We start from the raw sequence: 21974 nt of genomic DNA, 5'->3' as shown, positions 1-21974 counted from the left end.
AGCGAGCCTGGCCTGCAACAGGTCGGGCTCCGGTGTCGCGGGGGTCTAGGCGCCGGCGACTTCCTTGGCGGAGGCCTTCGCGGCCTTCTTGAAGTTGCGGACCTGGACCAGGGAGGCCGCGTCGGTGACATCGGCGATCGAGCGGTGCGAGCCCCGGTCGCCGTAGTGCCCGGCGGCTTCGCGCCAGCCCTTGGGCTGTACGCCGCGCTGTTTGCCGAGCATCGCGAGGAAGATCTTCGCCTTCTGCTCGCCGAACCCGGGCAGCGCCTTCAACCGCTTCAGCACCTCGGCGCCGTCCGGCTTCGGGCGGCCGCTCAGCCAGATGTTCTCGGTCTCGCCGTCGTAGGTGTCGATGATGTGCTGCGCCAGCGCGTGCACCCGGCGGCCCATCGAGCCGCCGTACCGATGGATGGCCGGCGGCGTCACGCAGAGCTCGACGAAGGTCTCCAGGTCGGACGCGGCGATCTTGTGCAGGTCGAACCCGTCCATCCGGTTCGCGATCTTCCACGGGCCGGAGAAGGCGTGCTCCATCGGGTACTGCTGGTCCAGGAGCATCCCGACCAGCAAGGCGAACGGGTCGTCGTTGAGCAACTTGTCGGCGTCCGGGTTGCCGGTGAGGTGCAGTTCGCGCAGCATGCCGCCCATCTTGACACGGCGTCAGCTGGTAGGCACCCGGGTCCTCCAGAGCAGGTAGACGAAGTACGGCGCTCCGATCAGGGCGGTCAGCAGGCCGGCCGGGATCTGGGCGGGGGCGAGGACGGTACGGCCGAGGCTGTCGGCGACGCTCACCAGGATGGCGCCGAGCAGAGCCGCGACCGGCAGGATCCGGGCGTGCCGGCCGCCGACCAGTGCCCGAGCGGCGTGTGGGGCGACGAGCCCGACGAATCCGACCACGCCGATCGCGGACACGGCAGCTGCGGTCAGCAGAGCCGCGGCCAGCAACATCAGCAGCCGGGTCCGCTCCAGCCGCACCCCCAGAATCCGCGGCACATCGTCGTCCAACGCGAGCAGATCCAGCTCCCGCCGGGCATGCGCAACAACTGGAGTCAGGACTATCAGTGCGATCGCGAGCGGTAGAACCTGCGGCAGCGTCCGTCCGTATGTGCTCCCCGACAACCACGTCATCGCCAGACTGAGATTCCACGGGTCCGTCGCGACGATCAGCAGCGTGATGATCGCCGTGGCGACGGACGAGACGCCGACGCCGATCAGCACCAGTCGGTCGGAGCTCAGCCCGCCACGCCACGAGATCAGATAGACCAGCCCGAAGGTGACGACCGCGGCGACCGCGGCGACGCCGGAGAGCAGCCAGATGCTTGCTGACGGCAACAGGATGAGCGTGGCGATCGCGCCGACGCCGGCGCCGCCGGTGATACCGAGGATGCCCGGCTCAGCCAGCGGGTTGCGGCACACCGCCTGCACCGTCGTACCGGCGATGGCGAGGGCGGCCCCGCAGAGCAGCGCCGACACGACGCGGGGAAACCGCTGGTCCAGCACGAAGGTGATCGCGCGGCCGGAGGCGCCGTTGATCCAGTTCGCGAGGTCGCCGGTGCGGAGGAGCGCGTCGCCGGTCAGCAGCGCGCCGACCGCCGCGGCGATCAGCAGCACGGCGAGCGCCGCGGTCACGATCCAGAAGGTACGGCGACTGCGCAGACCGGAGCTCGTCCCGCCGGGGGAGCGGCTCGGCCCTGAGTCGCGGTGGCGTCGGGCCAGCCAGATCAGGACGATCGCACCGACGACCATCGTCATGATGCCGGTCGGGATCTCGACGCCGGCCTGCCCGCCGAACGCGGCCCGAAGTACGACGTCCGAGGCGAGTACGACGAGGACGCCGGCGAGACCGGAGAGCGGGAGGAGGACCCGGTGCCGGAGCAGGCCGGGGACGATCGGGGCGACCAGGCGGACGAGGACCGGCGCGACCAGGCCGACGAAACCGACCGGTCCCGCGACCGTGACGGCGGCCGCGGAGAGCATGACGGTGACGAGGGTGGTCAGGACGCGGATCCGGCGTACGTTCACGCCGAGGACGGACGCGGTGTCGTCGCCGAGGGCAAGGATGTCGAGCTTCGCCGCCAGCAGGAACGCGGCGAGGATGCCGAGGGCAACGATCGGCGCCATCTGGGTGACCGCACGCAGGTCGGTCTGCACCAGCGTGCCGGCGCCCCAGGCGAAGGTGCCGACCGTCTCCTCGCGGTACAGCAGCAGAAGCAACGTGGTCACCCCGGCGAGCGCCATCGCGACCGCCGACCCGGCCAGAATCAGCCGGGTCGGCCCGGTGGAGCCGCCCGCCGACAGGACCAGCACCAACCCCGCAGCTGCCAGTCCGCCGACGAACGCCACCCCACCGGCGGGCAGCACCGGCAGCGACACCCCGAACGCCGCCACCACCACAACCGCCAGATACGCCCCCGCGTTGACCCCCAACGTGTCCGGCGACGCCAGCGGGTTCCGGGCCAACGACTGCAACCCGGCGCCGGCCACCCCCAGCGCCACCCCCACCAGAGCCCCGGCCAGCAACCGAGGCAACCGCGACGCGACAAGCACGTTCGCGGCGTTGTCGGTCCCCTGGCCGAGCGCCAGCCGCACCAGATCCCCGGCCCCCACCGAGGAGGTGCCTTGGGTCAGATGCACACCGGCCAGCACCACGATCGCCGCCAGGGCAACCACAAACACCCCGGTGACCTGCAACCGGCGAACCGGAACAGCCAAGGGAACAGACTGAACGGCCTCCTGCTGGGTCAAGAGGTGACTGCCTGGACCGCGGCGTCGATGAACTGCTCGGTGGACTTCGGGCCGCCGAACATCCAGATGCCGTCCGGGAGGCGGTGGACCTTGTCGGTCTTGACGAACGGGAGGTTCTTCCAGATCGCGTTGCCGGCCAGGTCGCCGCCGAAGACATCGCCGCCGTCGTTCTTGTTCGCGATGTAGAGGAAGTTGCCGTCCGGCAGCTTCGTCAGCCCCTCGAGGTCGGTCTGCGCCAGCCCGTAGTCCTTGTCGCCGGCGCCGGTCCACCCGTTCTTCAGGCCCAGCTCGGTCGTGACCGCACCGAGCAGCGATCCGCTCGTGTACATCCGGATCGAGATCGTGCTGCCCTGCTTCCACCCGTCCGCCATCGTGAAGCCGGTCCCGGCCTTGCCCGCGTCGGCGATCTTCTGCTTGCCGTCGGCAAGCGCCTTGTCGAAGTCGGCGGTCAGCTGCTTGGCCTGCTCCGCCTTCCCGACCGCCTGGCCGACGAGGTCCAGGTTGGTCTTCATCTGCGGGATCGCGTTCGCGGCGTCCGCACCACGGATCACCAGCACCGGCGCGGCCTTCTCCAGTTGCGTGATCGTGTTCGCCGCCTCGTCGGTGGTGGTGATCACCAGATCGGGGTTGAGGGCAACGATCGCGTCGACGCTCGCCTCACCGCGGGTGCCGACATCTTTGACCGACGGGTCCAGCCTCGCCGCGGTCACCCAATTCGTGTACCCCTTGGTGTCCGCGACGCCGACCGGCATCACGCCGAGCGAGACCAGGTTCTCGGCGGCGTTCCACTCCAGCGCGACCACCTTGGTGGCCGGTGCCTTCAGGTCCAGCTTCTTGTTCCGCGCGTCGGTCAGCGAGACCGGCTGGGCGGCCGCGTCACTGGCGTCGTTGGAGGCGGCTGGTTCGCTCGTGCCGCAGGCGGTCAGGCCCAGGAGGGCAGCAGCGACCAGAGCGATGGCGGTTCGTCTCATCAGGATGACTTTCAGATCGTCGTGACACGGGTCAGGTGCTTGCCGATGGGCCGGGTGGTGACGAGGCCGGTGGCCGGATCGGTGCCGACCTCGATGGTGATGCCGTACGTCTCGGTGAGCGCATCGGCCCGCAGTACCTCTTCCGGCGTACCGGTCGCACGTACCCGCCCCTGATCGAGTAGTGCGATCCGGTCCGCCACCGCGGCGGCCTGGTTCAGGTCGTGCAGTACGACGCCGACCGCGACCCCGTGCTCGTCCGCGAGGTCGCACATCAGGTCGAGGATCTCGATCTGGTACCGCAGGTCGAGGAACGTGGTCGGTTCGTCGAGCAGCAGGACGCCGGTGTCCTGGGCGAGGCAGGTCGCGAGCCAGACGCGCTGCAACTCGCCGCCGGACAGTTCGTCGACCGCGCGCTCGGCCATCGACGTGACACCGGTGACCGCCATCGCGTGCTCGATCGCCCGCGGGCCGTCCGCGTCGTCGTTGCGCCAACGGCTGCGATGCGGATGACGCCCGTACCCGACGACGTCGCGGACGCTCACGCCGTTCGGGGTCGGCCGGGACTGCGAGAGCAGCGTGACCTTGCGGGCGAACTCCTTCGCCGACAGGTCGAGCGCGTTCCCGCTGCCGGGGAAGGTGATGCTGCCGGCGTCGGGGTGGTGCAAGCGGGCAAGGGCCCGCAGCAGCGTCGACTTGCCGCTGCCGTTGGGGCCGACGAGCGCGGTCACGTGAGCGGGCTCGAGGTGGAGCGAGGCGCTGTCGACCACGCGCCGGCCGTGATACCCCAGGCAGAGTTCGGTGCCGGTCAGCCCCATCGTTTCCTGCATGCGCCAGAGGATAGCCTTACCTAAGCTGACATGTCAGGAGGGGTCTCGTTCCGGGATAGTGCGCGTACGATGTATGCGCACTATTTCGGGAGGGGTCGATGACGCAGTACGAGGTGGTCGCGGCCGAGCTGCGGCGGCGGATCCTGGCGGGTGAGTTGCGGCCGGGGGATCGGGTGCCGTCGACGCGGGCGCTGGTGCGGGACTTCGGGGTGGCGATGGCGACCGCGACCAAGGCGCTGCAGGCGTTGCAGGCCGAGCGGCTCGTGCATCCGAGTCCCGGCGTCGGCACGGTGGTCGGTCCGCCGCCGCGGGCCGCGCGCCGCACCGAGCAACCAGAGCTGAATCGCGACGAGGTCGTGCGGATGGGGATCGCGATCGCGGACGGCGAGGGCCTCGCGGCGCTGTCGATGCGGCGGATCGCGGCCGAGCTCGGAGTGTCGACGATGGCGCTGTACCGGTACGTCGGGGGCAAGGACGCGCTCGTCGTGCAGATGGTCGACGCGGCGCTCGGCGAGTTCCCGTTGGGGCCCGCGCCGGACGAGTGGCGGGAGGCGATCGCGATGGTGGCGCGGGTGCACTGGGCGGCGTACCGGCGGCATCTCTGGCTGGCGAGTGCGATCAGCCTGAGCCGGCCGCAGTTGGTCCCGCGGTTGCTGCCGCACACGGACGCGGTGCTGCGGGCATTGCGCGGGTTCGAGAAGAGTGCGGCGTTGTCGACCATGATCAGCTTGTTCGCGTACGTGCGCGGTGTGGCGCTGGTGATGGAAGCCGAGATGCAGGCCGAGCAGGACACCGGCGTGACCGCGGACGAGTGGGTCACCGAGCAGGCGGACAAGCTGGGCACGATGATCGCGCTGGGAAATCTGCCCGCGTTCCGCGAGCTGCTCGCGGACGGGTTCGACTACGAGTACGACCTGGACAAGTTGTTCGAGTTCGGCCTCGCCGTCTTCCTCGACGGACTGTCTGCCCGGGGAAGGGGTGTCTGATGCTCCCGCGCCTACTGCGCGGCACTCGGCACGGCACCTCGCCCCCGCGCGCCGATGCACCGCACCGAGCACCTGCTCGCTACGGCGCGGGAGCACCAGACACCCCTTACGCTGAGTGCTGACGAGTTCTCCGGAGGTGGCGATGGAGCCTGTGTTCGCGCCGGGTGTGCCTGTGGGCGTACGGCGGTTGTACGAGCACCGGTCCGAGTTGTTCGTCGCGGCCGACGCGCCCCGGCCGAAACGGCAGACGTCGTGGTCGGTGGCGCCCGGGAACACGTTCGGCACGCTGCTGGTGTGGCTCGCGGTCTGCGTCGGTGGCTGGATCCTGGCGCTGATCGTGATGGCGGCGATCCTGCCGACCGCGGTGGCGGCCTGGGCCGCGGTGGCGCTGGCGGGCGTCGCCGTATTGGCGACCGGCGGGATCCTGGTGAAGTCGATGGTCGAGGACCGCGGGCACAAGGCGGTCCGGATCCAGCACGGGAAGTACCTGCTGCCGGAAGACTTCGACGAGCCGGCCGCGCGGCTGCTCGGCCGGGCCCAGCGCGCGGTGAGAACGGTGCTTGAGGCAACAGTTACCCGGCGCGGCCTGCTGGACGAGATGAAGAACGAGCTCGTGCTGCCCGAGCAACTGTGGGACATCGCGCAGGTGCTCCGCGAGCAGACGGTACTGCGGGCCCGGCAGAAGGACATCGCCCGCGGGATGGAGACCGCCGAGCTGGACGCCGTACTCGGCCCGCAACGTCGCGCCCTCGCCCTGTCGGTCGACGCGATCAAGCGCAAGGTGGATCTCCTGGACCGGTACGCCGATCGGGTTCGCTCCGCCGACGCAGCCCTCCGCGCCGAAGCCGCGCTGGAGGACGGCGACCGCTACATCGAGCTGCTCGCCCGCACCGAGCCCGTCGGCGACACGTCCATCGTCCAAGGCTTCGCCGACGAGGCCACCGCGTTGAAGGACACGCTGACCCGCTCGATCAACGCCGCCCGGGACGCTGGCCGGACGCTAGCGCTGCCGGAGTAGTTCTTCTTCCTGGTCGGGCGTCAGGCCGAGGTTGAGCTCAGGCGCACCGCGGTCGTGGTCCCACTGGAGGACGTCGGCGACCGTCGTCCGCAACGGGGTGACGGACATGCCGGCCGCGCGGGCCTTGGCCGGGTTGCGGCGGCGTTCGCCCCACTCCGCCTCCGGGTCCATCAACGGGAAGCGGGGCGGCACCGCGTCGAACGGGACGGGGACGATGTCGACCGTCGTGTGCGACAGTTCGGCGGCGGACTCGATGAGCTCGGCGATGGTGGAGTCCGGGCCGATCGCGTTGAACGCGCCGGCGCGCTCGTCGGCGATCAGCTGCACCACGAGACGCGCGACATCCCGGCTGTCGATGAGTTGCAGCGGCGCCTCGGGCTTCGTCGGGAGCGCGACCCGGCCGCCACGGGCACCGCGGCGGATCCAGTACAGCGCGGTGCCGGACGAGTCGCCGGGACCCGTCACCCGGCCAGGACGCACGATCGTCGCGCGGTCGCCGTACCGCTCGACCACGTCGTCCTCGCACGCGACCTTGCAGGGTCCGTACGTGTCGTTCGTGAGTACGTCGGCGTCCCGCATCGGCTCGCGCCGGGGAGCGGTCTCGTCGGTGCCGGCCGGCAGGTCCCGGACGTACACCGCGTGGCTCGAGACGAACACATACCGCCCGACCCGGTCACCGAGGACGTCCATCGCCTGGTCGACGTCGCGGGTCCGGAAGCCGCTCAGGTCGACCACCGCGTCCCACTCGCCGGTCCGGAGCGCATGGTAGTCCCCGGTCTCCCGGTCGCCGACCAGTTCGGTGACCTGCGCGGGCAGCGGTGCTCCGCTCTTCCCGCGGCTGAACGACGCGACCTCCGCTCCGTGCGCCAGCGCGTCCTCGACGATCGCGCGTCCGACAAACCCGTTCCCACCCAGCACCAGAATCTGCACGATCGGTCAACCTACCGGCCGGATCCGGCCGATTGACAACCGATTAACGCTGTAACACGTCTGAAGAGGTACAGGGTGTGGTACTTGGCGCACACTGGAAGTGGGACGGGCGACAGGGGAGCCAATGGGGAGACGTGCGCGCGCGGCAACGAGACGGCCACGATCGGTGCCGAAGTTGCTGGGGCTGACCCTGTTGGGCGCACTGCTTCCAGGACTCGGGTTGATCATCGGCGGCCGCCGGCGGATCGGCGCGTTCGTACTCACCCTCTTCCTCGGGCTCGTCGGCCTCGGCGTGTACGTCGGGCTGACCCGCCGGGACGAGGTCCTCGCGGCCGCCGTCGTACCGAGGCGGCTGCTGATGACGTCGGTGGTGATCGGCGCTGTCGCGTTCTTGTGGATCGTCGTCATCGTGGCGTCGCACCGGTCGTTGCGTCCGGCAACGGGTGGCGCGGGCGGGCGGGCGCTCGGGGCCGGGTTCGTCGGCATCCTCTGCTTCGCGATCGCGGCGCCGGCCGCGGTCGGCGTACAGAGTGTGCTCGCGCAGCGGACGCTCGTGCAGGACGTGTTCCAGGCGCAGGGCGAGAGCAAGAGCGCGACCCGGCCGACGACGGTCAACGTCAAGGACCCGTGGGAGGGCAAACCGCGGCTGAACCTGCTGCTGCTCGGCGGTGACGACGCACCGAGCCGGGAGGGCGTGCGGACCGACACGGTGATCGTGGCGAGCATCGACACCAAGACCGGCAACACGGCGCTGATCTCACTCCCGCGGAACCTGACCTTCATGCCGTTCCCGAAGGACTCGCCGCTGTACAAGTACTACCCGAACGGCTTCGGCAAGGAGGGGCTCAGCCTCGACGGGCGGCTGGAGTGGATGCTGACGGCGATGTACCAGAACATCCCGGACGCGCACCCCGGCATCCTCGGCCCGTCGGACAACGAGGGCGCGGACGTGGTCAAGCAGTCCGTCGGTGAGGCGATCGGGCTGAAGCTCGACTACTACCTGCAGGTGAACCTGCAGAGCTTCCCGGAGATCGTCGACGCGCTCGGCGGGATCAAGGTCAACGTCAACGAGCGGGTCGCGATGGGCGGTATCAGCAGCTCGCACATCCCGCCGAAGGAGTGGATCGAGCCCGGTCCGAACCAGCACCTCGACGGCCGGCACGCGCTGTGGTTCGCCCGCGGCCGGTACGGCGCCGACGACGACCAGCGGCAGATCCGGCAGCGGTGCGTGATCAAGAGCATCGTCGACGCGGCGGATCCGCAGACGCTCGTCACGAAGTACAAGGCGATCGCGAAGGCCGGTCAGCATCTGCTCCGCACCGACATCCCGCAGGAGCTCCTCCCGGCGATGGTCGAGCTGGCCCTCAAGGTCAAGTCCGGCACCGTCTCCAACGTGACGCTGAACTCCGAGAAGCTCCGGCTCAAGTACCTCCACCCCGACTACCAGGCCCTCCGCGACACAGTCGAGAACGCCCTCGAGTCCACCCCGGCCCCCGCCGTCACGCCGACCACCCCGCTCACCCCGAAGAGCACCCGCAAGCCGATGACCACGACGACCACCCCACCGCCCGGTCCCACGCAGAACCTGGTCGACGCCTGCGCCTACAACCCGTCCGGCGACCAGCCGAACTAGTACCGACGAACGGGTAGTGGTCGCACCCCACGGCCCGATCGCCGCCAGGTCCCAGCGCGAGCAGCTCTGCAGCCCGGTCGGCGGCGGCACCACGACCCGTCCTTCGGTACCGCGACAGACGGCTGAGGAACGGCTCGGCGACTGCGGCCGGGCGAGCCTGCACGAATCGGTTACCTGATCCGGGTTGCGTGTCGATCTGGTGGAGGGTCGATCGACGTGGGAGTAAGTGATCGATCGACACGACGAGGAGCTGCAGCGATGCGCTACATGATCATCAACAAGGCGGACGCCGGGTCCGAGGCGGGGAAGTTCCCGTCGCCGGAGGTGGCCGAGGGGGTGGGAGACGTGGTCGAGGCCCTGTCGAAGGCGGGCGTGCTGCTGTTCGCGGAGGGCGTGCACCGCAGTTCGCTCGGCGCCCGGGTGAAGGTCGAGGACGGCAAGCGCAACGTCACCGACGGCCCGTTCGCCGAGACCAAGGAGTTGATCGGCGGCGTGATCGTCGTCGAGGTCCGCAACCGCGACGAGGCGATCGAGTGGGCCGCCCGGCTGGCCGAGGCGCTCGGCTCCGAGGTCGAGGTACGCCGGGTCGTCGACGAGGCGGACTTCGACCCGGAGTCCGGCCTCTACGTGAACTGAGTGTCCATTCGTGCCACCGTCGTTCGTGGAGGTGGCATGAACAACACACTGAAGGTTCCCGAGGCGGAGTTGTACTACGAGGTGCGCGGATCAGGGCCGTTGGTGGTCCTGGTCGGCGCACCCATGGACGCGGACTCGTTCGCACCCCTGGCCGATCTGCTGGCCGGTGACTACACGGTGCTGACGACCGATCCGCGAGGGATCAAGCGCAGCACCCTCGATCCCGGCGGTACGTCGCGCCCCGAGCAGCGGGCCGACGATCTGGCCCGGCTGATCCGGCACGTCGACGCGGGCCCCGCCGTCGTCCTCGGCTCGAGCGGGGGAGCGGTCACCGTGCTGGCGCTCGCCCAGCAGCACCTGGACGCCGTACGCGCGGTGATCGCCCACGAGCCGCCGCTCGACCGGCTGGTCGAGGACGGTGACGAGCTGCTGGCCAGGTCCGAGAAGCTGATGGCCGACTACCTGGCCGGCGATGCGGTCGGCGCGTGGCAGCAGTTCTTCCAGCTGGCGAACCTCGGCGTGCCGGACGAGGTCGTCGAGGCGATGTTCAGCGGCGAGCGCGACCCGCAGCAGGTCGCCGCAGAGCGGTTCTGGTTCTCGCACGAGATGCGGGAGACGATCACGTGGATGCCGGACGTAAACAAGCTGCGTGCGGCCCGGGTGGTCGTCGGGATCGGTGCGGACTCGGTCGGGCAGCTGTGCGAGCGGACCTCGGAGGCGCTGGCCGGTCGGCTGGGCATCGAACCCAGCCGTTTCCCCGGTGGTCACACCGGGTTCGCCGATCAGCCGGAGGTCTTCGCCGACGCGCTCCGCGCAGAGTTGAAGGTCCTTCACCAGCCCCGGTGAGACTCGCCCGCGGGCCGCTGGGTGGAGTATGTGAAGCTGGGGGTGTCCGGTACGTGTTGCAGGGGTGTGAAGGCGGTCGTGCCGGGCACCGGTCGATGAGGGTGCCGCGGACGTCCACGTGGTTCCTTGACCTCAACCGTGGTTGAAGTTTCAAGCTGGTGCCGCTGAAACAGGACATCGGAGATATCGGCCCCCGGTGGGCCCCGACGAAGGAGCAGAGTTGACCACGTACACGCTTCCCGATCTTCCCTACGACTACAGCGCGCTCGCGCCGAGTATCGCCGGCGAGATCATGGAGCTGCACCACGACAAGCACCACGCGACCTACGTGAAGGGTCTGAACGACACTCTGGACAAGCTGGCCGAGGCCCGCGACAAGGGTGACTTCGGGTCGATCGTCGGGCTGGAGAAGACGCTCGCCTTCAACCTCGGCGGGCACGTCAACCACTCGATCTTCTGGAAGAACCTGTCCCCGGACGGCGGCGACAAGCCGGACGGCGAGCTGGGTGCCGCGATCGACGAGTTCTTCGGCTCGTTCGACGGCTTCCAGGCGAACTTCACCGCGAGCGCGACCACGATCCAGGGCTCCGGCTGGGCCATCCTCGGCTGGGACGCGCTGGGCAGCCGGCTGCTGATCCACCAGCTGTACGACCAGCAGGGCAACCTGCCGGCCGGCCAGACCCCGATCGCGATGCTGGACATGTGGGAGCACGCGTTCTACCTGCAGTACAAGAACGTGAAGCCGGACTACGTCAAGGCCTGGTGGAACGTCGTCAACTGGGCCGACGCGTCAGCTCGCTTCGACGCGGCCCGCGCCGGCGCCGGCGCGCTGATCACCGGCGCCTGATCTTCGCGGATCTGCACGCCATCACAATCCGTCGCGCCCGCCGGCTCCCCGCTCACGCGGGGCCGGCGGGCGCGATTGTGATGGCCCGGGGATCCGTTACCCGCAGAAGTCGGCGATCACCGGGGCGATCGCCGCGGCCTTGATCACGTGGTTCTGACCCGGTACTTCGGTGTGCTCCGCGCCCGGGACCGCGTCGGCGAGCGCCCGGGTGGACGTCTTCATCCAGGCCGGGCTCTTCCCGCCGTTCACCACCTGCACCGGCTGCTGGATCGCCGCCCACTGCGACGCGTCCATCGGGTCGCCGAAGCAGTTGCCGCCGAGGATCCGGGCGTCGTAGGGCAGGGTGGGCGCGATCGCCTTCATCGGCTTCCAGGCCGGCATCAGCTTCATCATCGTGACGAAGATCCCGGGCAGGCCGATGCCCTTGGTGAAGAAGTACTTGATCGCGTCCGACGGCTCGAGGGCCTCCAGGTCGGCGACCCAGCTGCGTGGGATCTGGGTCCGGCTGTCGTCGACGACGTACGGCGGCTCGAACGCGACCAGCTTCTCGATCGGCAGCCCGGCCGCGGCGGCCCGGAGCGCGAGCGCCGCGCCCGACGACGAGCCGTACACGTACGCCGACCCGCCGGCCGCCTCGATCACGGCCGCGAGGTCCTCGATCTCCCGGTCGACCTCGTACGCACCGGCGTCGCCGGAGTCGCCGCGGCCGCGCCGGTCGTAGTTGTAGACGGTGAACCGGTCGGCGAGCGCCTCGGCGACCGCGGGCATCGGGCCCTGTGCGCGGGAGCAGAGCGCGCCGTCGACGAGGACGAGCGCCGGCCCCGTCCCGCGCCGGTCGTAGGCGATGGTGGTGCCGTCCTTCGATACGACGGTGTTCATAGTGTTCCTCCTGGTGGGTGACGATCTCACCCCTGCGTCGAGCGTGAAGGTTCTCCCTCGACTCCGTGTGACGTAGATCACTCAGGCTCGCACTGTGCACTCGGCAGATGACAGGGTGCAGCCAACGCAAGCGTCCGCCCCCGCTTACGTGTGGGGTTCGGGCGTTCCGTCCGGGAACGAGCTTGGGGGCTCGACAGCGTTCCCGGTGTCCAACGGAACTGGGAGGAAGCCCGTGAAAGTTCGTTCCTGGCTGGCCGGTCTCGCGGCCGGCGCAGTCGCACTCACCCTCGCGTCACCAAGTCTGGCCAGCAGTGCTCCGGTCACGTCGGTTGCCAATGGCCCCGAGATCCGGCAGCTCGACACCCCGAAGGGCGGTGGCGCCGGTGTCGTCGCCAAGCGCGACGAGCTCGGTCGCGCGCACTCGATCCGGCCGGCGACGCCGCTGAAGGCGCCCGCCGCGGTCGGCGCGAAGGCGGCCAGGTCCGCGACCAGCAAGCCGGACGCGCTCGCGGTCGCGAAGGCCCAGGTCGACGCGGTTGCCCCGTACTTCGGTGCGCGGCCGGCCGATCTGGTGGCGAGCAGCAGCGCCCTGTCGGAGTACGGCTCGCAGACCCGCTTCCAGCAGACCATCGACGGCGTCCCGGTGTACGGCGGCCAGATCGTCACCAACCTGGACAAGTCCGGTGCGCTGGAGTCCGCCAACGGCGAGGTCACGCTGGCGACGTACGGCGCCTTCCCGGCCGCCGGCCAGGTCGACGCGGCGAAGGCGAAGGCGAGCGAGGCCGCGGTGAAGGCGGTCGCGGAGCGCGCCAAGCTCGACGCCGGCAAGCTGACCGCCAAGCTGGACGGGCCGCGCTGGTTCGACCTCGGCCTGATGACCCGTACGCCGGGCTCGGCCGCGATCCCGGTCTACCTGTTCGAGGTGACCGGCCCGGGCGACGTCCGCTGGCAGGCGATGGTGCACGCCTCGGCCGGGCAGGCGCTGCTTGCCTGGAGCCTGAACGAGAACCTGAACCGGGTGGTCTGCGACGCCAACCACACCGTCATCCAGACCGGCGCCGAGGACGTCCGCTGCGGCACCGTCTTCCCGTCGGCCCGCGCCGACGGCGAGGCGCCGTCGGCGATCCAGGACGTCAACCAGGTCTACGAGTACTTCGGTGACACCTCCGACACGTACGCGTCGCTGGGCACCGACCTGACCGAGCTGATCGGCGCCGACTACGGCGACGGCAAGGGCAAGGCGCTGCGCGGTACCGTCCGGATCTGCGTCGACGGCGGCTGTCCGTACGCGAACGCGTTCTGGAACGGCGAGCAGATGGCCTTCGGCGAGGGCGTCAGCACCGACGACGTGACCGGTCACGAGCTGACCCACGGCGTCACCCAGCACACCTCCGGCCTGGCCTATCTGTGGGAGGCCGGCGCGATCAACGAGTCGCTGTCCGACATCATGGGCGAGTTCGTTGATCTGACCAACGGTTCCGCGGACGACACCGCGGCGAACCGCTGGCAGATCGGCGAGGGCTCGAGCCTGGGCGTGATCCGGAGCATGTCCGACCCGACCAAGTTCGGCGACCCGGACCGGATGCGCAGCGCGAACTGGTTCGACGACGAGTTCTTCCAGGACAACGGCGGCGTGCACTTCAACTCCGGCGTCGGCAACAAGGCGGCGTACTTGATCGCCGACGGCGGCGCGTTCAACGGCCAGAAGATGCTCGGCATCGGCCTGGCCCGCTCCGAGGTGCTGTGGCACGAGACCCAGAAGGTGCTCACCACCGGCGCGGACTACGGCGACCTGGCCGAGGGGCTGCGGGCGACCTGCGCCAAGCTGGCCAAGAAGAAGAAGTCCGGCATGACCAAGGCCGACTGCGCCCAGGTCGAGCTGGCCATCAAGGCGACCGAGATGGACTTCGAGCCGGCCGTCGGCAAGCCGGCCCAGGCGCCGGTCTGCGACACGGCCGGTGCCAAGGCCAAGAACCTGTTCAAGGACAGCTTCGTCGAGTACCCGGACGGCAAGGTCGTCCGCGACGCGGGGTGGGTGCTCGGCAAGGCCGAGGGCCTGGACGGTTCGCTGGTCGACACGTCGTACTCGCTGGACGGTGACGACTCGATGCTCGGCGTCGTGACCGCTCCGGACACCTCGATCAGCCTGCAGACCGCGAACGGCACGAAGATCAAGAACCCGAAGACGTACCTGCGCTTCACGCACGCGTACAACTTCTACAACGTGTTCATCATCTTCGGCGTCCGGACCGGTACGTCGACGCTGGAGTACTCCGACAACGGCGGCGCGACCTGGAAGGACACCGCCGACCTGAAGTGGGTCAACGGCCCGACCGTCGACCCGAACTTCACCGACGAGCCGGCCGCCTGGCACGGCAACTCGGGCGGCTGGGAGACCAGCCGGCTCGACCTGACCGACTTCCAGGGCAAGCAGCTGAAGTTCCGCTGGACCGAGCACGGCAAGGACTTCGCCGACCTGCTGCCGGCCAACTGGTGGCTCGACAACGCCGCCGTCTACACCTGCTCGAAGTAGCTCGACCCAGCACGACCCAGCACGACGAGGGCCCGGCGGATCCGTCCGCCGGGCCCTCGGCTGCGTAGCGTGACGCGAATCGGGTACCGGGTCGTCAGCCGAACACGGGAGGCGGCCATGACGATACGTCCGGAACTCGCCCGGCACGATGCCGAGCCGAAGAACCACAACGACAACGTCGGTGCGCTGGTGAGTCAGGTGACCAGCGACCTGAGCCGGCTGGTTCGCGACGAGCTGCAGCTGGCCAAGGCCGAGCTCAAGGAGAAGGGCAAGGAGGCCGGAGTCGGCGCCGGGCTCTTCGGCGGAGCAGGCACGGTCGCGGTCTACGGGCTCGGCGTGCTGATCGCCGCGGCCGTCCTCGGCCTGGCCACCGCGTGGCCTGCCTGGCTGTCGGCCCTGGCGATCGCCGCCGTGCTGTTCGCGATCGCGGCCGTCGCGGCCTTGCTCGGCAAGCGGCACGTCACGCGTGCCACCCCGCCCGTACCGCATCGTGCCGTCGACGGCGTGCACGAGGATCTGGAAGCGCTCAAGGGACACCAGCCCGAAGGGAAGGTCACGTCATGAGCACCACCAAGAACGGGGCGCACCGAGAGCCGATGTCGGACACGGAGACGCTCCGCGTCGACCTCGAGGAGACCCGGCAGCACCTCGCGGACACGGTGCAGGAGCTCAGCCGCCGGCTGAACGTCCCGCACCGCGTCAAGGAGACCGCCGGTCAGGCCGGGCAGAAGATGAAGGAAGTTCCCGGTGCGATGAAGGATCTGCCGGCGATGAGCAAGCGGCACCCGAAGGCGGCCGCAGCCGCCATCGGAGGCACCGCCGTAGCCGTCGGCGTCGGCGCCTGGATGGCCCGTCGGCACAGCTAGACCATCACCACAGGTCGCAGTGGTGGTTGCCCCGGTCATCGATCGGATGGGTACCACCAGGAGCGAGGATCTGGGTGCTCGGCCACTGCGGCCAGGTTGGTGTTCCGGGACCGTTCGGGTTGCCGGTGCGGGCGAAGTTGGTCCAGTAGCGGCGCAGCTGGGCAGCGAGCTGCTGCTGGGCCGGCGTCAGCTGGTACGACGGTCCGCCCGCCGTGTCGAACAGGTAGTTCAACTCCGCGCCGTGTGACGAACCAGTGGGGAAGCCCGCCGGGAACATCACGTACCCCGGTGCCGCCGGATCCGCGAACTCGTAGGAGTACGCCGTGGTCCGCCGCGCGAAGGCAGCTGTCGTGGCCTGCTGGGTGCAGGCGAAGACCCGGTCTGTGTCCATCGCCGACCAGGCCAGCGCCGCGGCCCGATCACCGCTGTACGCGGATGCGGGGTACGCGGCCTGGACCGTGGCTGCCCGGTCGCCGAACGCCTCGGTGAGCCGTGTGCGGTAGTTGCCCTCGGTCACCGGATTGCTCATGAGCTCCGCGATCGACGCGATCGCACGGCCCTCGTCCTTGTTGTAACCGGACAGGATCGGGATCCTCGGGAACAGGCCGGCCCGAACCGCCTTCCCCGGCTCGACCGGCAACGTCGGGGTGTTGTAGGCAAGAGATCCGAAGGCGGCGGACTGGCTGAACACCTTCGCCGTGTCCAATCTCCGCAGACACTTCAGGACAGCGCTACGGGTGCAACCGAGCTTCGTCGCCGCGGCCTTGCCGGTCTGCTGCACCTGCGTGACCGAGTGCCAGAACGAACCGGCCGGGATGCCCATGAGCAGACCGTTTCGCGGCCAGTCGAGCAGGCACGAGCCGCTCTCCATGATCGCGCGATCGACCAAGCCACGGGTGGCCGGTGACGTGAGCAGTCCGCAAGTCCCGACCCCGCCACCGGACTCGCCGAACAGCGTCACGTTGTGGGCATCTCCACCGAAGGCGCCGATGTTCTGCCGGACCCAGCGCAGCGCGGCCTGCTGGTCCTGCAGACCGAAGGTGCCAGATCCAGGCAGGCCGGGCAGTCCGAAGTTACCGAAGACACCGAGCCGGAAGTCGACCGTCACCACGATGACGTTGCCCTCGGTTGCCAGCGAGGTCGCCGTGTACTGACTCCCCGAGCCGGCGTTGAACCCGCCGCCGTGCGACCACACCATCACCGGTCGCGGCGCGTTCGACGTTGCCTTCGGCACCGTCACGTGCAGGTACAGGCAGTCCTCCGACGCAGTGGGCATCGGCTGTCCGTCATTACCGAGCTGAGGGCAGGGCGGCGTGGGTTTCGACGCGTCCCGGACGCCCGACCAGCGCGCCGGCGGCTGTGGCGGTCGCCACCGCAACGCCTTGACGGGCGCGGCGGCATACGGAATGCCTTGGTATGTCACCGTCGACGGCCCGACCGCGCCACGCACCAACCCGTCATGGATATGGACGACGTCCTGAGCCGGGGGAGATGTGGTCGCCGGCACGACAGCCAGCAGGCTCAACGCGAGAAGGCTTCTGATCATGTCTTCAACCCTGCTGCCAGGCCCGGGCCGGCAGCAGTAGCCAGATGGCTAGTTCTACTGGCCGAACGGCGACGATGTGCCCCGGCAGGACCGAAGTTCTCCTAGGCTCGGGAGGGTGGACGAGGACCAGGAGCAGCCGTGGCCGCGTCGGCAGCGCCTCGCCGACGTCGGATTGACGCTGCTTGCCTACCTGGTCGCGGCCGTGACCCTGGCCGGTGAAGTGACGGCGGTTCCGCGGCCGGCGCAGGCGTGGATCGTGCTGGATACGGTGATCGCGACCGTCGCGCCGGCGTTGTTGATGTTCCGGCGCCGGTGGCCGGTTCAGGTGGTGGCGATCCTGCTGGCCATGACCACGGTCTCCACGACCTCGGGTGCGGCGGCGGCCATAGCGTCGGTCATGGTGCGGCGCCGGTACCAGCAGGCGCTCGCCGTCGCCGGGTTCGCACTGGCCGTCGTGACGATCAACCTCGTGGTGCGGCAGGGGTTCGCCACCTACTGGCCGATCTTCGGCGTGCTGGTGATGGTCGGGGCCATCGAGCTCGGGTTGTTCCTGCGCCTGCGGCTGCGGCTGGCCCGGGAGGCCGCGGAACGCATCCGCCGGGCCGAGGCGGAGCAGAAGGCCCGCATCGACCATGCCCGGCACTCCGAGCGGCTGCGGATCGCCCGCGACATGCACGACGTCCTCGCGCACCGGATCTCGTTGCTGAGCATGCACGCCGGAGCGTTGGCGTTCCGCCCGGATGCGCCGGCCGAGGACGTTGCCGCGACGGCGGAGGTGATCCGCGGCGCGTCGCACGACATCCTGACCGACCTGCAGAAGGTGATCGGCGTACTGCGGGACGACAGCCTGCCGCCCGATCCGGATCTGCGCACGCCCGGGCTGCGTCGCATCGCTGAGCTGATCGACGATGCGGTCCGGTCAGGGCAACCGGTCCAGGCGGATGAGTTGCCGGAGACAACCATCCCGGAGGCCGCCGGGCGAACGGTGTACCGGGTCGTGCAGGAGGGGCTGACCAACGCGCGCAAACACGCGCCGGGACGGCCGGTGCGGATCGGCTTCGCCGCCGACGACGGTCTGACTGTTGTCGTCAGCAACGAGCTGGTGCAGTCGACGGATGCGGGCGTGCCGGGGTCGGGGCTCGGTCTGATCGGGTTGCGGGAGCGGGTGGAGCTGCTCGGCGGAAGGCTCAGCTACGGGCCGTCGAACGGCGTCTTCCGGCTCGCCGCCTGGCTACCCTTGGCGTCATGAGCGACCGGTCGTTGCGGGTGTTGCTGGTGGACGACGATCCGCTGGTGCGGATGGGCCTGCGGACGATGCTCGGCGGCGTACCGGATCTGGTCGTCGCGGGGGAGGCCGAGGACGGGGCGGAGGTCCTCGACCTGGTCGCGTCGACCCGTCCGGACGTCGTGCTGATGGATCTCAAGATGCCTGGCACCGACGGCATCGCCGCGACCGCGCAACTGCGTGGCCGTCCGGATGCGCCGGCCGTCATCGTGCTCACGACGTACGACGCCGACGACCAGGTGCTGCGTGCGCTGCGGGCGGGGGCGGCGGGGTTCGTGCTGAAGCACACGCCACCGGCCGACATCGTGGCGGCCGTGCGGCGCGCCGCCGCCGGTGAACCGGTGCTGTCGCCGTCCGTCCTGGCCGGCCTGATCAAGCACGTCACCACCCCGGACCGCGACCGGCAGCACGCGCGGGACCTGCTCGACGCCCTGACCGACCGCGAGCGGGCGATCGCGACCGCCATCGCCCGCGGCCGGACCAACCGCGAGATCGCCGCCGAGCTCTACCTCAGCACCGCCACCGTGAAGGCCCATCTGACCCGGCTGATGGCCAAGCTGGACGTCGCCAACCGGACCCAGGTCGCCGTCCTCCTGCACGAGGCGGAGTAGCTAGCAGGCGGCGGCGCGCTCGAGCAGGAGCCTTCGTTCGCGTTCGTTGCGGGTCAGGGCGGCGGCCCGCTCGAACTCCTCGCGCGCCTCGGCCAGCCGGCCGAGCTTGAACAGGAGATCGCCCCGCACGCTCGGCAGCAGGTGGTAGTCCTTCAACGACGGCTCGTCCGCCAGCGCGTCCACAGCCTGCAGCCCGCGCTCCGGGCCGAACGCCATCGAGATCGCGACCGCCTGGTTCAGCTCGATCACGGGCGACGGCGTGACCTGCGCGAGTACGGCGTACAGGCCGGCGATCCGGGCCCAGTCGGTGTCGTCCGGGTCGGCGGCCCGGGCGTGGCAGGCGGCGATCGCGGCCTGGAGGAGATACGGGCCGGGTGGCTTCTCCAGGGCCCAGGCGCGATCGATCCCCTCGAGGCCGCGGCGGATCAGCAGCCGGTCCCAGCGGCGGCGGTCCTGCTCGAGCAGGAGCACCGGCTCGCCGTCGGGTCCGACACGGGCGTTGGCTCTGGACGACTGCAGCTCCATGAGGGCCAGCAGGCCGAGTACTTCGGGCTCGGTCGGCATCAGCTCCGCGATCAGACGGCCGAGCCGCATCGCCTCGTTGCACAGCGCCGGACGCATCCAGTCGTCGCCCGCGGTCGCGGAGTACCCCTCGTTGTAGATGAGGTAGACCACCTCGAGCACGGACGACAGCCGGTCCAGCAGGTCCGGCCCGGACGGCACCTCGAACTCGACGCCGGCCTTGGCCAGGTTGCGCTTGGCCCGGACGATCCGCTGCGCGATCGTCGGCTCCGGGGCGAGGAACGCGCGCGCGATCTCGTCGGTCTTCAGGCCGCCGAGCAGCTTCAGGGTCAGCGTCACCCGCGCGTCCATGGTGAGCACCGGGTGGCACGCGGTGAACACGAGCCGGAGCAGATCGTCCTCGATGTGGTCCTCGAGGATGGCCTCGACGTCGTCCTCGACGCTGTCGCCGTCGATCTCCAGCTCGTGCCCCATCTCGGCGAGCTTGCGCTGGTAGGTGTCCTTGCGCCGGATCAGGTCGATCGCCCGGCGCTTGGCGATCGCCATCAGCCAGGCGCCCGGATTGTTCGGTACGCCGGACTCGGGCCACTGCTCAAGCGCCGCCACCAGCGCGTCCTGCGCCAGCTCCTCGGCCAGACCGACGTCGCGCACGATCCGCGCCACACCCGCGATGATCCGCGCCGACTCGATCCGCCAGACCGCGTCGACCGCCCCGTGCGCATCCGTAACCGTCACCCGCCGATAGTAGACACGAACTCGGTCGTCCGCGCTTGTTCGGCCGGCGTACCGATCGGTGCGAGCATCAGGTCGGTGATCCCGGTGTCACGCAGCCGGTCCAGCTTCTTGCGCACCGCGCTCTCGTCGCCCGCGACCAGGATCTCGGCCGGCCCGTCGACGCCTTCGCGGTCGAGCACGGCCCGGTACTCCGGCACCTGGCCGGACAGCGCGAAGTCGGTGGCGTACTGCGTTCGCGTCGACTCGAGGTCGGCAGTCAGGCAGATGTGCAGACCGGCGACGATCCGCGGCGCCCGACCGCTCTGGGCCGCCTTGGTGATCGACGGTACGACATGGGTCTCGAGCGTCCTGGGCCCGGTCATCCAGGTGATGGTGCCGTCGGCCAGTTCGCCGGTGACCTTGAGCATGGCCGGACCGAGGGCGGCGACCAGCACCGGCGGCGCGACCGCTCCTTCGACGGCGACCGAGCCGACCGCGGTCAGCGTCTCGCCGTGATGGTCGACCGCTTCGCCGCGGAGCAGTGGTCGCAGTACCTCCAGGTACTCGCGGAGCCGGCGAGCCGGCCGATCGGTGGGTAGCCCGAACATCGAACCGACCATCAGCGCGATGCCGGCCCCGATCCCCAGCGTCAGTCGGTTGCCGGTCGCTGCCTGGACGGTGAGCGCCTGGCTCGCCAGCACCAGTGGATGCCGCTGGGGGAACGGCACCACCGCCGTGCCGAGTTCGACGGAGGTCGCGCCGGCGGTGGCCAGGGTAAGAAGGGCGTCGAGGTTCGGGCCCTGGGTGACCCAGACGGTGTCGATAGCGCGAGCCGTCCGGATCTGCTCGGTGATCCCGGCGAGATCGCGTTGTTTGCGGGCGTCCCCGAACGCCAGTCCGATCCGCATCTGCCACTCCTCACGAGTGATTAGTGGGGTGGTACCCCGGTTAACTCCTGATACGATATGGGGTGCCACCCCACTTAAGCAAGGAGCCCGATCGTGCGAGCGGACGCCCGGCGAAACCGCGACCGGATGGTCGCGGCCGCTGCCGAGGTGGTCGCTGAGCAGGGAGCCGAGGCCTCGCTGGAGGAGATCGCCCGCCGCGCCGGGGTCGGCTCGGCCACCCTGCACCGCCATTTCGGCGGCCGGGTCGCGCTCCTCGAGGCCGTCTTCGAGAGCAGCATCGCCGGCGTCTGCGCCCGGGCCGAGGAGCTCCGGGAGCATCCGCAACCCCTGCGGGCGTTCACGATCTGGCTACACTGCATGGTCGGCCACATCGCCACCGTCCACGGTCTCGGTCCGGCGCTGGTGATGAGCGCCGAACACGGCTCGCAGTGTCACGTCCGGATCCGCTCGGCCGGCCGGCTCCTGCTCGAGCGGGCTCAGGAGGACGGCTCGGTGTCCGCCGACGTGGACATCTCCGACCTGCTGACGCTGGTCAACGGCCTCGCGCTGGCCAGCGGCCAGGACGCCGGCCGGGCCGGCCACCTGCTCGACCTGGTCATCCGGGGAATAGCACCCGCGCAGGCCTAATAGACTTCGCTCCGAACACCCCCCGAATACGGCTTGAGGTTTGTTGT

21 protein-coding genes are annotated in these 21974 nt (G+C 69.9%); 12 read left to right on the top strand and 9 right to left on the bottom strand.

Annotated features, from left to right (window positions below; genetic code table 11):
- Nucleotides 1–45 precede the first annotated feature (45 nt).
- Genes ACIA58_RS37850 through ACIA58_RS37835 form a run of 4 tightly spaced genes read right to left on the bottom strand, consistent with a single transcriptional unit; the run spans nt 46 to nt 4540 of the window.
- Complete coding sequence (locus tag ACIA58_RS37850; RefSeq protein WP_396408674.1) at nt 46–636, bottom strand: HhH-GPD-type base excision DNA repair protein; 591 nt, start codon at nt 634–636, stop codon at nt 46–48.
- A 21-nt stretch (nt 637–657) separates the two neighbouring features.
- A complete protein-coding gene (locus ACIA58_RS37845; protein ID WP_396408673.1) occupies nt 658–2709 on the bottom strand; it encodes an iron ABC transporter permease in 2052 nt (683 codons plus the stop codon).
- A gap of 29 nt (nt 2710–2738) precedes the next feature.
- Complete coding sequence (locus ACIA58_RS37840) at nt 2739–3713, bottom strand: ABC transporter substrate-binding protein (RefSeq protein WP_396408672.1); 975 nt, start codon at nt 3711–3713, stop codon at nt 2739–2741.
- 11 nt (nt 3714–3724) lie between these two features.
- The gene (locus tag ACIA58_RS37835; protein ID WP_396408671.1) at nt 3725–4540 is read right to left on the bottom strand and encodes an ABC transporter ATP-binding protein; all 816 of its coding nucleotides are present in this window, start codon (nt 4538–4540) and stop codon (nt 3725–3727) included.
- Nucleotides 4541–4638: 98 nt separating this feature from the next.
- Here ACIA58_RS37835 and ACIA58_RS37830 point away from each other — a divergent pair, with 98 nt between their 5' ends.
- Complete coding sequence (locus ACIA58_RS37830; RefSeq protein ID WP_396408670.1) at nt 4639–5526, top strand: GntR family transcriptional regulator; 888 nt, start codon at nt 4639–4641, stop codon at nt 5524–5526.
- A gap of 142 nt (nt 5527–5668) precedes the next feature.
- A complete protein-coding gene (locus ACIA58_RS37825) occupies nt 5669–6544 on the top strand; it encodes a hypothetical protein (protein ID WP_396408669.1) in 876 nt (291 codons plus the stop codon).
- Here the strand turns inward: ACIA58_RS37825 and ACIA58_RS37820 are convergent.
- Nucleotides 6527–7474 carry an NAD-dependent epimerase/dehydratase family protein gene (locus tag ACIA58_RS37820; protein WP_396408668.1) on the bottom strand — a complete coding sequence of 316 codons (948 nt, stop codon included), beginning with the start codon at nt 7472–7474 and terminating at the stop codon, nt 6527–6529. The two genes, ACIA58_RS37825 and ACIA58_RS37820, sit on opposite strands and share 18 nt — an antisense overlap.
- A gap of 166 nt (nt 7475–7640) precedes the next feature.
- On the opposite strand from ACIA58_RS37820, the gene ACIA58_RS37815 reads away from it, so the two are divergent.
- The 4 genes from ACIA58_RS37815 to ACIA58_RS37800 all read left to right on the top strand — a co-directional run bounded on the left by ACIA58_RS37815 (nt 7641) and on the right by ACIA58_RS37800 (nt 11436).
- A complete protein-coding gene (locus ACIA58_RS37815; RefSeq protein ID WP_396408667.1) occupies nt 7641–9107 on the top strand; it encodes an LCP family protein in 1467 nt (488 codons plus the stop codon).
- A 258-nt stretch (nt 9108–9365) separates the two neighbouring features.
- Entirely contained in the window at nt 9366–9743 is a 378-nt protein-coding gene (locus ACIA58_RS37810) for a YciI family protein (RefSeq protein ID WP_396408666.1), read from the top strand.
- A 36-nt stretch (nt 9744–9779) separates the two neighbouring features.
- Nucleotides 9780–10589 (top strand): alpha/beta fold hydrolase, encoded by an 810-nt coding sequence (locus ACIA58_RS37805; RefSeq protein ID WP_396408665.1) that lies wholly within the window; start codon nt 9780–9782, stop codon nt 10587–10589.
- A 220-nt stretch (nt 10590–10809) separates the two neighbouring features.
- Nucleotides 10810–11436 (top strand): superoxide dismutase, encoded by a 627-nt coding sequence (locus ACIA58_RS37800; protein ID WP_396408664.1) that lies wholly within the window; start codon nt 10810–10812, stop codon nt 11434–11436.
- A 96-nt stretch (nt 11437–11532) separates the two neighbouring features.
- Here the strand turns inward: ACIA58_RS37800 and ACIA58_RS37795 are convergent, their stop codons facing one another.
- Nucleotides 11533–12315 (bottom strand): alpha/beta fold hydrolase, encoded by a 783-nt coding sequence (locus tag ACIA58_RS37795; protein WP_396408663.1) that lies wholly within the window; start codon nt 12313–12315, stop codon nt 11533–11535.
- Between the two features lie 232 nt (nt 12316–12547).
- Between ACIA58_RS37795 and ACIA58_RS37790 the strand changes: the two genes are divergently transcribed.
- The 3 genes from ACIA58_RS37790 to ACIA58_RS37780 all read left to right on the top strand — a co-directional run bounded on the left by ACIA58_RS37790 (nt 12548) and on the right by ACIA58_RS37780 (nt 15714).
- Complete coding sequence (locus tag ACIA58_RS37790) at nt 12548–14848, top strand: M4 family metallopeptidase (RefSeq protein ID WP_396408662.1); 2301 nt, start codon at nt 12548–12550, stop codon at nt 14846–14848.
- Between the two features lie 117 nt (nt 14849–14965).
- Complete coding sequence (locus ACIA58_RS37785; protein ID WP_396408661.1) at nt 14966–15412, top strand: phage holin family protein; 447 nt, start codon at nt 14966–14968, stop codon at nt 15410–15412.
- Nucleotides 15409–15714 carry a DUF3618 domain-containing protein gene (locus ACIA58_RS37780; RefSeq protein WP_396408660.1) on the top strand — a complete coding sequence of 102 codons (306 nt, stop codon included), beginning with the start codon at nt 15409–15411 and terminating at the stop codon, nt 15712–15714. The genes ACIA58_RS37785 and ACIA58_RS37780 overlap by 4 nt, the downstream gene beginning before the upstream one ends.
- A 4-nt stretch (nt 15715–15718) precedes the next feature.
- Here ACIA58_RS37780 and ACIA58_RS37775 read toward each other — a convergent pair whose 3' ends face one another.
- The gene (locus tag ACIA58_RS37775; RefSeq protein ID WP_396408659.1) at nt 15719–17260 is read right to left on the bottom strand and encodes a carboxylesterase/lipase family protein; all 1542 of its coding nucleotides are present in this window, start codon (nt 17258–17260) and stop codon (nt 15719–15721) included.
- Nucleotides 17261–17375: 115 nt separating this feature from the next.
- Between ACIA58_RS37775 and ACIA58_RS37770 the strand changes: the two genes are divergently transcribed.
- Entirely contained in the window at nt 17376–18509 is a 1134-nt protein-coding gene (locus tag ACIA58_RS37770; RefSeq protein ID WP_396408658.1) for a sensor histidine kinase, read from the top strand.
- Nucleotides 18506–19156 carry a response regulator gene (locus ACIA58_RS37765; RefSeq protein ID WP_396408657.1) on the top strand — a complete coding sequence of 217 codons (651 nt, stop codon included), beginning with the start codon at nt 18506–18508 and terminating at the stop codon, nt 19154–19156. Before ACIA58_RS37770 ends, ACIA58_RS37765 begins: the two co-directional genes overlap by 4 nt.
- On the opposite strand, the gene ACIA58_RS37760 is transcribed toward ACIA58_RS37765, so the two are convergent.
- Nucleotides 19157–20413 carry an RNA polymerase sigma factor gene (locus ACIA58_RS37760; RefSeq protein WP_396408656.1) on the bottom strand — a complete coding sequence of 419 codons (1257 nt, stop codon included), beginning with the start codon at nt 20411–20413 and terminating at the stop codon, nt 19157–19159. It lies immediately after the preceding gene.
- Entirely contained in the window at nt 20410–21300 is an 891-nt protein-coding gene (locus ACIA58_RS37755; RefSeq protein WP_396408655.1) for a TIGR03564 family F420-dependent LLM class oxidoreductase, read from the bottom strand. Before ACIA58_RS37755 ends, ACIA58_RS37760 begins: the two co-directional genes overlap by 4 nt.
- A 93-nt stretch (nt 21301–21393) precedes the next feature.
- On the opposite strand from ACIA58_RS37755, the gene ACIA58_RS37750 reads away from it, so the two are divergent.
- Nucleotides 21394–21927, top strand: a complete 534-nt coding sequence (locus ACIA58_RS37750; protein ID WP_396408654.1) for a TetR/AcrR family transcriptional regulator — start codon at nt 21394–21396, stop codon at nt 21925–21927.
- Nucleotides 21928–21974 lie beyond the last annotated feature (47 nt).

Origin of the sequence: Kribbella sp. NPDC051586 (genome assembly GCF_044453965.1) — a bacterium.
Lineage (GTDB): Bacteria > Actinomycetota > Actinomycetes > Propionibacteriales > Kribbellaceae > Kribbella.
Note: the sequence above shows the minus strand (reverse complement) of the source record. Positions and strands in the feature narration are given on the sequence as shown.